11 protein-coding genes and 2 pseudogenes are annotated in these 13,783 nt (G+C 44.2%); 3 read left to right on the top strand and 10 right to left on the bottom strand.

The window, feature by feature from the left end:
- Window positions 1–6: 6 nt before the first annotated feature.
- The 5 genes from O9290_RS01265 to psaA all read right to left on the bottom strand — a co-directional run bounded on the left by O9290_RS01265 (window position 7) and on the right by psaA (window position 8,166).
- Window positions 7–459, bottom strand: a complete 453-nt coding sequence (locus O9290_RS01265; RefSeq protein WP_239697991.1) for a hypothetical protein — start codon at window positions 457–459, stop codon at window positions 7–9.
- A complete protein-coding gene (locus O9290_RS01260) occupies window positions 459–2,888 on the bottom strand; it encodes a dynamin family protein (RefSeq protein ID WP_288058224.1) in 2,430 nt (809 codons plus the stop codon). The genes O9290_RS01265 and O9290_RS01260 overlap by 1 nt, the downstream gene beginning before the upstream one ends.
- Before the next feature lie 93 nt (window positions 2,889–2,981).
- Window positions 2,982–3,473, bottom strand: a complete 492-nt coding sequence (locus O9290_RS01255) for a DUF29 domain-containing protein (RefSeq protein WP_288058222.1) — start codon at window positions 3,471–3,473, stop codon at window positions 2,982–2,984.
- 54 nt (window positions 3,474–3,527) lie between these two features.
- Window positions 3,528–5,741, bottom strand: a complete 2,214-nt coding sequence (gene psaB / locus O9290_RS01250) for a photosystem I core protein PsaB (protein WP_002770787.1) — start codon at window positions 5,739–5,741, stop codon at window positions 3,528–3,530.
- A gap of 178 nt (window positions 5,742–5,919) precedes the next feature.
- On the bottom strand, window positions 5,920–8,166 hold the full coding sequence (psaA, locus tag O9290_RS01245) for a photosystem I core protein PsaA (RefSeq protein ID WP_002757220.1): 2,247 nt from the start codon (window positions 8,164–8,166) through the stop codon (window positions 5,920–5,922).
- 467 nt (window positions 8,167–8,633) lie between these two features.
- Here psaA and O9290_RS01240 point away from each other — a divergent pair.
- Both O9290_RS01240 and O9290_RS01235 read left to right on the top strand, forming a co-directional pair.
- A pseudogene (locus O9290_RS01240) lies at window positions 8,634–10,151 on the top strand (hypothetical protein).
- 307 nt (window positions 10,152–10,458) lie between these two features.
- Window positions 10,459–11,025, top strand: coding sequence for a hypothetical protein (locus O9290_RS01235; protein WP_002757226.1), 567 nt, complete (start codon window positions 10,459–10,461; stop codon window positions 11,023–11,025).
- A 78-nt stretch (window positions 11,026–11,103) separates the two neighbouring features.
- Here O9290_RS01235 and O9290_RS01230 read toward each other — a convergent pair whose 3' ends face one another.
- Together O9290_RS01230 and O9290_RS01225 are read right to left on the bottom strand one after the other, a co-directional pair.
- Entirely contained in the window at window positions 11,104–11,229 is a 126-nt protein-coding gene (locus tag O9290_RS01230; RefSeq protein WP_288025117.1) for a hypothetical protein, read from the bottom strand.
- Between the two features lie 134 nt (window positions 11,230–11,363).
- Window positions 11,364–12,011, bottom strand: coding sequence for a YqiA/YcfP family alpha/beta fold hydrolase (locus tag O9290_RS01225; protein WP_288058220.1), 648 nt, complete (start codon window positions 12,009–12,011; stop codon window positions 11,364–11,366).
- 48 nt (window positions 12,012–12,059) lie between these two features.
- On the opposite strand from O9290_RS01225, the pseudogene O9290_RS28395 reads away from it, so the two are divergent.
- A pseudogene (locus O9290_RS28395) lies at window positions 12,060–12,302 on the top strand (hypothetical protein).
- Here O9290_RS28395 and O9290_RS01215 read toward each other — a convergent pair.
- The 3 genes from O9290_RS01215 to O9290_RS01205 form a co-directional block, all read right to left on the bottom strand.
- On the bottom strand, window positions 12,243–12,548 hold the full coding sequence (locus O9290_RS01215) for a DUF2973 domain-containing protein (RefSeq protein WP_002732775.1): 306 nt from the start codon (window positions 12,546–12,548) through the stop codon (window positions 12,243–12,245). The pseudogene O9290_RS28395 and the gene O9290_RS01215 overlap by 60 nt on opposite strands.
- A 99-nt stretch (window positions 12,549–12,647) precedes the next feature.
- Window positions 12,648–13,055 carry a DUF2605 domain-containing protein gene (locus O9290_RS01210; RefSeq protein WP_288058218.1) on the bottom strand — a complete coding sequence of 136 codons (408 nt, stop codon included), beginning with the start codon at window positions 13,053–13,055 and terminating at the stop codon, window positions 12,648–12,650.
- A gap of 15 nt (window positions 13,056–13,070) precedes the next feature.
- On the bottom strand, window positions 13,071–13,697 hold the full coding sequence (locus tag O9290_RS01205; protein ID WP_072927676.1) for a TenA family protein: 627 nt from the start codon (window positions 13,695–13,697) through the stop codon (window positions 13,071–13,073).
- Window positions 13,698–13,783 lie beyond the last annotated feature (86 nt).

Genomic DNA, 13,783 nt, shown 5'->3' with positions numbered 1-13,783 from the left:
AACTCCTTAAATACGGTTGAATTTTCTGAGAATAGAGACATTTTTGAGAAACCCTATCTGTATAACTTTTCCTGTTACATTAAGTGGCAGTTCTCGCTTCATTCCATACTGAGTTTCTTTACCAATGATATTACCTCCATTTTTGAGATTAATTCTAACGTAGAATTTTAATCGACTTTCCGAAGAGGGTTCTTCGTCGATAATCTCCACAGATATATTTTTAGACTCTGGCACACATAAAAATTCTGTGGCACAATCAATTAATCTTACAACATCATCTCTACTAAGAGGATCCCCTTTCCGCAACTTATAAACTTCTGATGCAGGAACGGCTAGACATAAAGAAGCTGTTGAATTACCTTGCTTTGTAGAACGAGTCTTGTCCTTGTCTATAGTATTAGATTTTATGGAAGATACAAATTCACGAAATTTTTTGCCAATATTCAAAACATCTTTCACTAATTCACATCCTCTTTTTCAAAATTTTCTAATTCAGCGAGGTTTTGTTCTAAAAATTTAGCTCTTTCTTGGATAGGTTTCCATATAATTTGTGTTTCCTCGTAGTTAGTGGTTATTTCCTGTTGAGCTTTTTCTAGGCTCGTTAAATAGCTATTAAAAATATCATTGGTTTTATGATCTACATTTTTTTTTAAATCATCAATCTGTTCTAATAGCCATTCAAACATTAAACATAACATTTCAGGTTCGCCCTGTTGCTGGAATTGATGAATCCAATTCTGTAAAAGAGTTTCAGGGCTGGGAATTTCTGCAATCATGCTTTCCTTTTTTTTCATCCATAGCCAGTGTTTAAAACTTCTGTAAGTACCAGAACTGATTTCAATATCAGACTCCAAATTAAAGTCAAATTCCAGTTTTCTAGTCAATGTATTAAGTTCAGATTGTGGAAATTTTATAACAAAATTTGGTGCTTTTTCTTCAGCACCCTTTTCTATATGTTTAATATGAAATCTAAACAATTCAGATACAGATTCCTCTATTCTGTTAATCTCCTGAGCAGACACTCTCTTTAATATTTGCGATAATATGATAGTTAGATTAATTGATAAATTATTTAACTCTTTCTTAATTATTTGAAGATTTAATTTCTCTTTATCCCTTTTTGCTGTGATTAATAAACCATTTCTTGCATCTGAACCTCTATAGCCCAATTGAATTAGGATATCCAAGTTGTTTTTTAGCATATTAACCTGATTAACATGGGCCTTTTTAAAGTTGATATTGTCCAAATCAACTCTGCCATTATCTAAAGATTTAACTACTGCTTCTAAGACGTTTCTAATAACAGTCTTTAGTGCCTCTCTCCACTCAACTAAGGGAACTAATTTCTCTTGAATTTGGTCATAAGGGGGAGTAAATTGAAGTTCATTGATAGCCTCTCTTAAACTAGCTACTAAATTATCGGCTGTTTTGGTATCAATATCTAATTTTTCAAAAACTGCTAGAGGCTGTCTTAATTTGGCATTACTAGCTTGGAGAAAAGAATCAAGATTTTCTTTTGTTTGTGATAACAATTCAGATTCTTGCTGATAATTTTCTTCTGAACTGTTAAGAATTGCCGTGGTCGTTTGTACTGCCCATTGTGCAATACTATTTCCTGCCGCTACATTAAATTTTTCTATAGCTTGGGGAATAACTAATTTAGGAAAATGTTCTGCTATGTGCTTGCTTAGTTTGTCTTCAAATTCTTCTGCATAGGATTGTTTGAATAACTCTTTAGCAATTAATTGTTGTTGAGAGACAGTCCATTTTTTAGGATCATTATCTAATTCTCCTTTTCTAATAGCATTCTTAATTAAGAATTGAAAGTGATCAATAGCTTGTTCATGGGGTCTTAATAGTTGATTAATTCTACTTTGATCGTGTTCTGACCATTTATCTTTTATAGTAGGTAACTCTTCTAAAATATCTTCAACTAATTCTTTATTTTCTTGGATTTGCAAAGCCAATAAAGCTGGCCATGTACTTAGTTTCAGAATTGTCAAATTTTCAATCTCTTCATTGTACTCTCTTAGTTGTTTTGTTAATTCTAATTTAATATTCTTGGTAGTCTTTTCAATAAAACGCTGTTCACTCCTCGGCCATCTTTGATCTTTTCTAAAAACATCAATTTTATTGAGAATAAATAGCATTCGTGCAGGAGAGCCTCCTAAATCTTTAACTTGATCAACAACTTCTGATAACAAATTATCAACTTTGTAAGGATCTGTTTCTTCACTATTATAAGTCACTAAACATAAAGCCTCACGACACTGTTTAATAATAGCTAGATTTCTCTCATCTCCGACATAAGATAATCCGGGTAAATCTAATAACTTAACTCTAACCCCTTTAGGCAATTCTAAGAGACTTTCATCTTTAACCAGTCTGAAAGGATAATAAATATTTGCTTGAGGACAAGCTAAATTAGGTTGTTCTTCTCTAGCATCAATATAACTACTCATTGCATCATATAAAAGGTCATAAATTTCCTCATCGCTAATATTTTTCCATTCACCACATTTCCACAAGGCTCCCGGTGTTTTTTCAATAATTAAACCTTTTTCTTGGTTATATTCAATCGTAACTGCTCCTGCACTCATTTCACTGACGGCGGTTGGCACAATATCAGCACCACAGAGGAAATTCACTAAGGTACTCTTACCACTGCTCGTCGTGCCAGTCGTCGCTAAAATCAGGGTAGGATGGCGCAATTCATTGATTAACACTTCTAAAGCTTTCTCTAGGTTACTAGAAAGTTCGTGGATTTCACCATGATAGGATTCAGGCAAATGCTGAATAATCTCCGTTTTGAAGTCACCCCAATAACCCGCTAGAAGGTTAGCTTTATTTTCCACTGCTTGGAAAACTTCGTAAGATTTTTGACCCATAATACTCTATCGCTGACAGAATAAGCTGATTCAAGAATAAGCCACAACTTCATTATAACGATAATTTTCTTTCTTGCCTTTAATTCTCGTGTTCTAAACTGGTAAAAAGTCAAAATCTATAATTTCCGCAAAGGTATAAGGACAAACTTGCGGAAACGTATCCAAAGATAAACCAGTTTTTTTGATCACCGATCGCTTGGCTTTATCATAAATTATATCTAGCCTAGAAGCCCCATAATTGTAGAGGGTTTTTGACTGGAATAAAATTTCTAGTTCTAGACGAAAATTATCGATTTTATCGGCCCATTCCCAGCCACAATTACCTTTTTCAGTCAGCCAATACTGATACATTAATAAATGTTTAACGGTTTGAATTAGATAGCTTTCCACTTTGTTTCTTTGTTCTCGCCCCAAATCTTCTATCTCCGTTAAAAGATGTTCCCAATCTAAATTTTTAATCTCCCCGCGTCGAATTTGTTCGGTGGTTCGCTCAATCCACAAAACAAAGTCCTGATCATAAAGTTGTTTTAATTCTTCCACCTGCATAGATTTTTGAGATTGAGCCGCGCTTTTATTATCGATCATAAACAAAACCCCCCACCAATGGGCGGGGGGTTTTTTAGTCACCTAATTCAAGGTTTAGCCGAACTTGCCGGCAGTGGAAGCGATCAAGAAGGCGGCGTAGGTGAAGATATAGCCAACGGTGAAGTGAGCTAAACCAACCAAACGAGCCTGAACGATCGAGAGAGCCACGGGTTTGTCTTTCCAACGAACGAGGTTCGCCAGAGGAGTACGTTCGTGGGCCCAAACGATAGTTTCGATCAACTCTTGCCAGTAACCACGCCAAGAGATCAGGAACATGAAACCGGTTGCCCAAACGAGGTGTCCAAAGAGGAACATCCAGGCCCAGACAGAAAGGTTATTAACACCGTAGGGGTTGTAACCGTTGATTAACTGAGCCGAGTTAGCCCAGAGGTAATCGCGGAACCAGCCCATCAGGTAGGTGGAGTTTTCGTTAAACTGAGCCACGTTACCCGACCAGACACCGAGGTGTTTCCAGTGCCAGTAGAAGGTTAACCAACCCAGGGTGTTCAACATCCAGAACATGGCTAAGTAGAAGGAATCCCAAGCAGAGATGTCGCAAGTACCGCCACGGCCGGGACCGTCGCAAGGGAAGGAATACCCGAAGTCTTTTTTATCGGGCATTAATTTGGAACCACGAGCGTCTAAAGCACCTTTAACCAGGATTAGAACGGTGGTGTGTAAACCAAGAGCGATCGCATGGTGAACGAGGAAGTCGCCAGGACCGATGGTTAAGAATAAGGAGTTAGTGCCGCTATTGATTGCGTCTAGCCAACCGGGTAACCAAACATCACCGTAGTTGGGATAGGCGGTGTAAGCGATACTATCGGGGTTAGACAACAGTACGTTCATGCCGTACAGGGTTTTACCCGAAGCTGCTTGCACGAATTGAGCGAACACAGGTTCGATCAGGATTTGTTTTTCGGGAGTACCGAAAGCGACGACCACATCGTTATGAACGTAGAGGCCGAGGGTGTGGAAACCTAAGAAAAGGGAAACCCAGCTTAGGTGAGAGATGATCGCTTCTTTATGCTCCAGCATCCGCGCCAGCACGTTATCTTTGTTCGCTTCGGGATCATAGTCACGCACGAAGAAGATAGCACCGTGGGCGAAAGCACCCACCGCTAGGAAACCAGCGATGTATTGGTGGTGGGTATAAAGAGCCGCTTGGGTAGTGTAGTCCTTAGCGATAAAGGCATAAGGGGGTAGCGCGTACATATGCTGCGCCACCAGAGAGGTGATCACGCCTAAAGAAGCGAGAGCCAAACCGAGTTGGAAGTGGAGAGAGTTGTTAACCGTGTCATAAAGATTTTTGTGACCGGCTCCTAACTTACCACTGGGGGGTCTGTGTGCATTAAGGATGTCCTTGATGCTGTGACCGATGCCCCAGTTGGTGCGGTACATATGACCAGCCACAATGAAGATCACAGCGATCGCCAAGTGGTGGTGAGCCATATCGGTTAACCAGAGGGACTCGGTTTGGGGATGGAAACCACCTAAGAAGGTGAGGATCGCAGTTCCCGCGCCTTGGGCAGTACCGAAAATGTGGTTAGCAGTATCGGGGTTTTCTGCATACACACCCCAGTCACCGGTGAAGAAGGGTAGTAAACCCGCCGGGTGGGGAGGAGTGGAGAGGAAGTTGTCCCAACCAACGTGCTGACCGCGGGATTCGGGGATAGCAACGTGAACGAGGTGTCCGGTCCAAGCCAGAGAGCTAACACCGAACAGAGCGGCGAGGTGGTGGTTCAGGCGAGATTCAGCGTTTTTGAACCAAGCGAGGCTAGGACGGAACTTAGGTTGTAAGTGTAACCAGCCAGCAAAGAGGAAAATCGCCGAGAGAATCAGCAGGAACACCGCACCTTGGTATAGGTCTTGGTTGGAGGTCATACCGATGGTGTAGAACCAGTGGTAAACCCCGGAATAGGCGATGTTAACCGGATTAGAAGCGCCAGCTTGGGTGAAGGCATCTACAGCGCCTTTACCGAACTGGGGATCCCAAATCGCATGGGCGATGGGACGGATGTTTAAGGGATCTTTGATCCACTGCTCGAAGTTACCTTGCCAAGCGACGTGGAATATAGTACCGGAAGTCCACAGGAAAATGATTGCAATGTGGCCGAAGTGCGACGCGAAAATCTTTTGGTAGAGATTCTCTTCCGTCATGCCATCATGACTTTCAAAATCGTGGGCTGTGGCGATCCCGTACCAAATCCGACGGGTAGTCGGATCTTGGGCTAGATCTTGGCTAAATTTAGGGAATTTAGTTGCCATAGCTGTTTAGGAAATTCTCCTCTCTAAATAACTGAGGCTCTTACACGAGTGCTGGTTATTTCCTTTTTTCAATTCACCCACTGTAATAGGAAACGCTTACAGAGGTATCGGTCAATCGACGCTGGTTCTGCCTAGTCTTGCCAATCCCCGGGGGACTGGCAAGCCCTTATAGGCAAGTTTAGCCAATCGAGAGACTTCTGGCCAAGAAGAATGCCCAAGTGGTGACAATACCGCCTAAGAGGTAGTGAGCCACACCAACGGCACGACCTTGAATGATGCTCAGGGCGCGAGGTTGGATAGCGGGGGCAACTCTTAACTTGTTGTGCGCCCAGACGATCGACTCGATTAATTCTTGCCAGTAGCCGCGACCACTGAACAGGAACATCAAGCTAAACGCGAAGACGAAGTGACCGGCTAGGAACATGATTCCGTAGGCAGACAGGGCAGAGCCATAGGAATTAATGACTTGCGCTGCTTGCGCCCAGAGGAAATCCCGTAACCAACCGTTGATGGTGATGGCACTTTGGGCGAAGTTACCGAGGGTAACGTGGGTGACAGTGCCATCGGGGGCGACGGTTCCCCAGACATCGGACTGCATTTTCCAGCTAAAGTGGAAGATTACGACCGAGATGGAGTTGTACATCCAGAACAGGCCGAGGAAAACGTGATCCCAACCGGAAACTTGGCAGGTACCGCCGCGACCGGGACCATCGCAGGGGAAACGGAAACCGAGATTCGCTTTATCGGGAATCAGACGGGAACCGCGAGCGTAGAGAACCCCTTTGAGGAGAATCAACACGGTGACATGGATGGTGAAGGCGTGGATGTGATGCACGAGGAAATCGGCAGTACCGAGAGTGATCGGCATCATGGCCACTTTGCCACCCACTGCTACTACGTCGCCACCGAAAGCATAACTAGCGGTAGTGAGAGCGTTAGGAGCGGTGTTGCCGGGGGCCAGGGTGTGGAGACTTTGTACCCATTGGGCAAAGATGGGTTGTAGTTGAATTCCCGTATCCGAGAACATATCTTGGGGACGACCAAAAGCCCGCATGGTGTCGTTGTGAATGTATAAACCGAAGCTATGGAAGCCAAGGAAAATACATACCCAGTTCAGGTGGGAGATAATTGCGTCGCGATGACGGATCATCCGATCGAGCAGGTTATCCACGTTTTTGGCCGGATCGTAGTCCCGTACCATGAAGATCGCTCCGTGCGCTCCCGCACCGACGATTAAGAAGCCACCGATCCAAGTGTGGTGAGTAAACAAGGATAGTTGGGTGGCGTAGTCAGTCGCCTGATAGGGATAGGGCGGCATGGCGTACATATGGTGGGCCACGATGATGGTTAGCGAACCTAAGAGAGCCAGGTTAATCGCTAACTGGGCGTGCCAAGAGGTGGTCAGGATTTCGTACAGTCCTTTGTGACCTTGACCGGTGAAGGGACCTTTGTGGTTTTCGAGGATTTCCTTCATGCTGTGACCGATACCCCAGTTGGTACGGTACATATGACCGGCAATGATGAATAATACAGCGATCGCCAAGTGATGGTGAGCGGTATCGGAAAGCCAGAGACCACCAGTCACGGGGTTCAAGCCACCTTTGAAGGTGAGGAAATCCGAGTAAGCACCCCAGTTAAGGGTAAAGAAGGGGGTCAAACCCTGGGCGAAACTGGGATATAAATCCGCCATCTTGCTCGGTTCGAGAATGAACTCGTGGGGCAAGGGGATGTCTTGGGGAGCGACTCCCGCATCGAGGAGTTTGTTCACCGGTAAAGAAACGTGAATCTGATGACCAGCCCAACCTAGGGAACCTAAGCCGAGTAAACCCGCCAAGTGGTGGTTCATCATCGATTCCACGTTTTGGAACCATTCCAGTTTCGGTGCGCTTTTGTGGTAATGGAACCAACCAGCAAACAGCATCAGGCCCGCCATCACTAAACCACCGATAGCGGTGCAGTATAGCTGATAGCTGTTGGTGAAACCAGAAGCTCGCCAGAGGTAGAACAGACCAGAGGTGATCTGAATCCCGTGGAAACCGCCGCCCACATCGCCGTTGAGGATGCCTTGACCGACGATCGGCCAGACCACTTGGGCGCTGGGTTTGATGGCGAGCGGGTTGGTTAACCAAGCTTCATAGTTAGAAAATTTCGCGCCGTGGAAGTACATTCCACTTAGCCAAACGAAGACAACGGCGAGATGTCCGAAGTGGGCGCTGAAGATTTTCCGAGAAATATCTTCTAGATCGCTGGTTTGACTATCAAAATCGTGGACGTTGGCGTGTAGGTTCCAAATCCAGGTAGTGGTTTTGGGTCCTTTGGCTAAAGTGCGATCAAAATGCCCCGGTTGACCCCACTTCTCAAAGGAAGTAGGTACTGGGTCTTTATCTACAATCACTTTAGCTACCGCTTTGGGGGGGAGTGCCATGAGGATTCTCCTCTCTCGACAATAGACTTAGCGTTTTATTTGAGGATAGATTTTTTAACCTAAAAAAGGCAAGTTGAAATCTGACCCACCTTTTGTTAATGTCGCTTGACTTTCCTCTTGGGTGAGATTCCAGTCGAAAGCATCAATAGTAGATGATAAGTCTTTGTTCTCTCCTCTGTTCGTTGTGCTTAACAATAATTAAAATTCTCTCAATCCTTGATAGGAGAGACATTTTCTGCTATGGACGGTCTTAGTCAGGGTCAGACCGGTAATTTTTCTTTACAAAAGTTTATTAATTGTCGCCCCAGAAGCCGATTTCACCTTTTTCTCCCTCACCAGACCATATAGAAAATTCAATAGATAGATTCTCAAAAAACAATCAAACAATTCTGTAAAATTGAGGCCATAACCTGATCTTCTCGCGCTTTTGCTGACACCAGAGCATTCAATGACTCTAGCAAAAATCAATGGTTTGTATAGATTTTGGCCTTGGCTCTAGGAGGAACGTGCTATCCCTACTACATAAATTAATCCCAGTCAAAACCCTTCGTATATGTCTTGTGATCGGTTTACTGACCATTCTGTTAACCGCCTGTGGCGATCGCCTGACGGCTACCAATCTCCCCACTTCCGAAACCCTTCATCTTCCCGTCGTCCAAGGCCGCATTTCTGAGGTTGCCCCCCCGGCCCTAATTCAGGAACTGCGACCCAGTTTAGATCGTTACGCTCCCCAAGTAACGATTCTCAGTCCTCTGGCCGAACAAGTTTTCGATGACCCTCAGGTGACAGTTAAACTACAAGTGTCAGATCTGCCAATTTTCCAAGACGATACCCTGAAATTAGGACCCCACTTGAGCCTAATTGTCGATAATGAACCAGCAGCGGCTATCTACGACCTCAAGCAACCGATTATCCTAGAAAATCTTGCCCCCGGTACTCACACCCTCCGCGTCTTGTCCATGCGGCCTTGGCAGGAAAGTTTTAAAAATGATGGGGCCTTCGCTGAAACAACCTTTCATATTCTGACAAAAACAGGCAAAAATGCCCCTGATAACAACTTACCCCTGTTAACCTACAGTAGTCCGCAAGGAATCTACGGCGCAGAACCGATCCTGCTCGATTTTTATCTGAGTAATGCTCCTCTACGTCTGCCCAATACTGCCAACGAGGATAATAGTCTTCAAAATTGGCGCATTCGTGTCACTGTCAACGGTGAAAGTTTTCTGCTTGATACTTGGGAACCGATCTATCTCAAGGGTTTTGCCAAGGGCAATAACTGGGTACAATTAGAATTCATCGATGGTAAGGGAAATAAAATCGAAAACGAGTTTAATACCAGCGTGCGCGTGATTAGCTTTGATCCCTCTTACCGAGACGGCCTTAGTCAATTAGTCCGCGGCGATTTATCCCCTACAATTGCCCGTAGCATTGTTGATCCCAACTATAAAACCATTCCCAGTCTACAGGAAAAAACTCCCGTTATTGAGCCAGAAAGCCCAATAGTGGAAGAAACCCCCGTTATTGAGCCAGAAACCCCTATAGTTCAGGAAATCCCTGTTATTGAGGAGGAAACTCCTGTTATTGAGCCAGAAACCCCTATAGTGGAAGAAACTCCTGTTATTGAGCCAGAAACCCCTATAGTGGAAGAAACTCCTGTTATTGAGCCAGAAACCCCAATAGTGGAAGAAAAACCAGTAGAGACAGAAACAATCGAAAAGGTAGAGGAAACCCCTGAAGCGATCGAATCTCCCTTAACCACCATACCGGAGACAAAGGAGATTAACGAACCGGCCTCTAGTATTTAGCCTCCGGTAGAAGTGGAACCTATTCCCGAACCCCAGAACAATAGCGAGCAAAAAATCACCATTTTCGATCGCATTCAACAAACCTTAAATCGTTTCCAGTTACCCTCTCCCCCAGCAGAAACAGATATCGAACTACCCATCCTCGATCCTGAATTATTCAGCAATATCGATCGATCTTAAAACCCAGCTTAATCGAGTTTTTAGGGGATAGGGTAATGAGGGTAATGGGGAAGTGGGGAGGTGGGAATTATGAATTATGAATTAGGAGGTGGGGGGGTAGGGGAATGGGGGAATTTCAACTAAAACCCTAACACCCTAACACCCTAACACCCCAACACCCTAACACCCTAAAAACCCAACCCCCAACCCTCAACACCTCGATCGAGAAATTATTAAACAAATATTTCGCAATATAGACAAAATTGGGAACTAAGTTATAATCTAGAACGTCTCTAGGTAATTTACTAACTTTTTGCTTGAGGTAATTGTGTTTAACAAAATTTCCCTTGTCGCTGGTTTTGCCGGTTTAGTTGCCCTAACTACCCTTGGCGCTGTACCCGCACAAGCAGGACCACAAAATAACGAAATCTTGATCAGTCAACTGCGCGGCCATAACACCTACAGAGGTGAGCCACAACTCAACCCCGGTGACTATATACTGGGTCGCGTCCGGGGAACCGTGGGTGGAATTCTGTCCATCCAATTGATCAGACCTGTGACAGTGGATGGCAAAGAAATTTTCAGTGGCGACTTTGCCGACGGAACCACCGCTCGTATTGTTGGGGATGCCATGGGTGGTGATGACGTGATTTTGCAAGTGGTAGATGGCAAATTAGTTTATGTGGGTAAAGCTCGTCCCTATTGGGTTTCCCGCTTGAAACTAAAATCGGAAATCTCCACCAGCGCTACTCGCTCGCAACTTTTAAGAGAAGTTAACCAAAAAGAACCCGCTTGGGGACTTCCCGCTTTACCGCCGGAAACCAGAACCTTTACTGAAGTTGCTCCTCAACCCGCTCCCGAGCCTAGTGTATCTCCTATCCGCGGACTTTGGTAGTGGGAAGACATCAGGAGAAAATCTCTTGTCTTTAGACTGAGAAGCTGAAAAATCTTCTCAAAGCCCAATACAAATGCACTAAACTTCCTCCTCTTTTTCCGATCGAAGGGGGGGTTTTTTATTTAGGGTTTGCTGAAAAAGTTTTTCGTGGGGGTAGGGTGTGGGGTGTAGGGTGTAGGGTTTTACCGATTTTGAGGGGGTCAATTACCTAATTTTCAGGGAAAAAGTCCAGGGATTTTACCCCCGATCACTCCAATGGTTGGCACTTTTTGAGGGAAAAAAAGTCTAAAAGCCTTATCCAACAAGGTTTTTAGATTTATTCAGCCAACCCTATTTAGTCAAAAATTGAGAAATAATTGTATTTCAGCCCAGATTCTCGTCAAAACATCGGTAAGGGCATGATCGCTATTTAATTCGATTAACTGTACCCAAGGACGAGAAAAAGCATAATAGCGACTATTTTCTGGGGGAATTACCCCATCGTTACTGCCATGAATAATCAGGGTGGGGAGCTGCCTGATTAACTTTTCTTGGGGATAATTAGCTAAATCCTCAATAAACTTGTAATAAATCGGCAGATAACGACGATAACCGTAGTGATAAACCGATAAACTCCCAGATTTTTGCCAATTGGCTAGGGTTTCTGCTCCCAATTGTCCTAACCAAATCGGCCCGAAATTAAAAGCGGGAGCTAATAAAACGAGCCTTTGCACCTGAAAATAAGTTTCTGCCAGCCAAGCTGCCGTTAAACCGCCAAAACTGGAACCAATCAGTGTAACAGGAAGCTGAGATTGTTCAATCAATTGGCCGATTTGGACAATCTGACGAGTGAGAGTTAAGCTAGAAAAGTCATCACCGTTAAGATCGGGAATTTCCATTGCTAAACCCCTCTTTTGCCAACAATGTCTCAAAAATTGCGCTTTTGTTGATTGGGGGCCAGAAGCAAAACCGTGTAGATAAATATATCTGTTTTCAAAGACCGCCATTCTAGAACCAATTAGGGTCTGCTGAAAAAGTTTGCTGGTGGGGGCAGGGTGTGGGGTGTGGGGTGTGGGGTGTAGGGTTTTACCGATTTTGAGGAGGTCAATTACCTAATTTTCGGGGAAAAAGCACCTGAATTTTCCCCCTGATCACTCTCTTGCCTAGCACTTTTGGATTTCAAAAAGGTCTCAAAGTCTTACCCAACAAGATTTTTAGATTTATTCAGCCAACCCCAATTAGATTTCTTCATCTTGCTCTTTGGTGGCACTGGGAGAAGAATTATAAATGGCATCTAACTGTTGACGAGCATCTTCGACAGTGAGAGAACGAATCACTAACAGAGGTTCATTAATCGGTTGTCCGGCCTCGTCCAAAAGTTCGGGATGGGAAGTCATGGGATAACCGTAGGGATTATAGGAATTAGCCGATTTAGCAGGACGTTTCTGGGAATCCATGCTGACAGTAATCAGACTCCGAATTAAATTATTAATGGTCAAAAAAGCGATAACTGTGAAGGCGAGGATATAGAGCAGATGTAACATTGGCCGAGTCTCCCATGAATTATGTGTGAATATTCCTAATTGCCAAAACTTTATGCTAAAAATTCGCTCAACTCTCTAGCTTACCAAAAAAGTTTCAGGTTAAGCGTCAGTTTGAGGAGATTGATGTTCTCCCCAACCCTGTAATCGACGACGACGACTGCTGACCCCCCAACACTCTGCCACCAGCTGATGCCAAGGCAACAACATCTTGGCCTCGATACCCACCTGACCACCTGTGGTTTTAAAGAGTAAATGAGCCGTGGCTACCTCCTGTTGGGCGTTTTTGACTCTTGCTAATAAATCGTTTTGTTCCTCGACGCTGAGAAAGGATAATCTCTCGGATTCGAGGAGAAGACGGGAACGGGAAAACCAATAGGTGAAATCCTCTAGTAGAGGTTCCAAGATAGTTTTCAGGAGTTCGTTTTCGGTGGGTTGCGAAGGAAACATTATTTTTATAATGACGATTTTGCTTACCTTAATCTTAGCGTCATTTATATTTCTTAACATTGTGACGGGAAAATTTTAAGATTTGCCCCGGCTGTAGGCGGCACTAAAGAAGTCCTGTTCACAACTAAGGGCATAACGATAGGATAAAGAGATATTTTCCGTCATCGGGGCGTATTTATCCGCCAATTCCTCTAACTGGCTTGCTAAAGCGGCGAATTCATCCCCACTATAACTATCAATCCAAGCTTGATAGGGATTCTCAGAAATCGGCTCTAAGGCTAATTGTTGACCCAGATAAGCATAAAGACGCATACAGGGACTCATCGCCACGGCAATCGCACCGATGTCACCCATCCAAGCGGTAGCGAGAAGAAAATCCCGATAGCGACGGGTGGCATTAGCGGGCTGAACCTTTCTCAGGTCAACTCCCCACTGTAAAGCATAATTTTCATGTAATCCTAATTCCTGTAATACCCCTGCCGCTAACCGATGAAAGCTAGTGAATCCCTGCCAATCGGGAGCTTTAGCGGCGGCGATACTGTAAGCACGGGCGAAAGATTCCAGAAAAAAAGCATCTTGACCGACATAGAAAGCGAAACAGTCCCGTTTAAGCTCTCCTGTGGCGATACCTCGCACAAAAGGGTGTTCTAGACAAGCTTGTACTAGATCTTGATGGCTGTGCCAAAGTTGCTGACTAAGCATAGGAAAATACTAATTAGGTGGACAAGGTTGGTTAAGTGGGTGGGTGGAATTAAATATAAGATGAATGTAGGTTGGGTTGAAGCATG

The sequence above is a fragment of the Microcystis sp. LE19-41.2A genome, assembly GCF_027530405.1.
Taxonomy (GTDB): domain Bacteria; phylum Cyanobacteriota; class Cyanobacteriia; order Cyanobacteriales; family Microcystaceae; genus Microcystis; species Microcystis aeruginosa.
The sequence above is the reverse complement of the archived record's forward strand: the minus strand, read 5'-3'. Positions and strand labels throughout refer to the sequence as shown.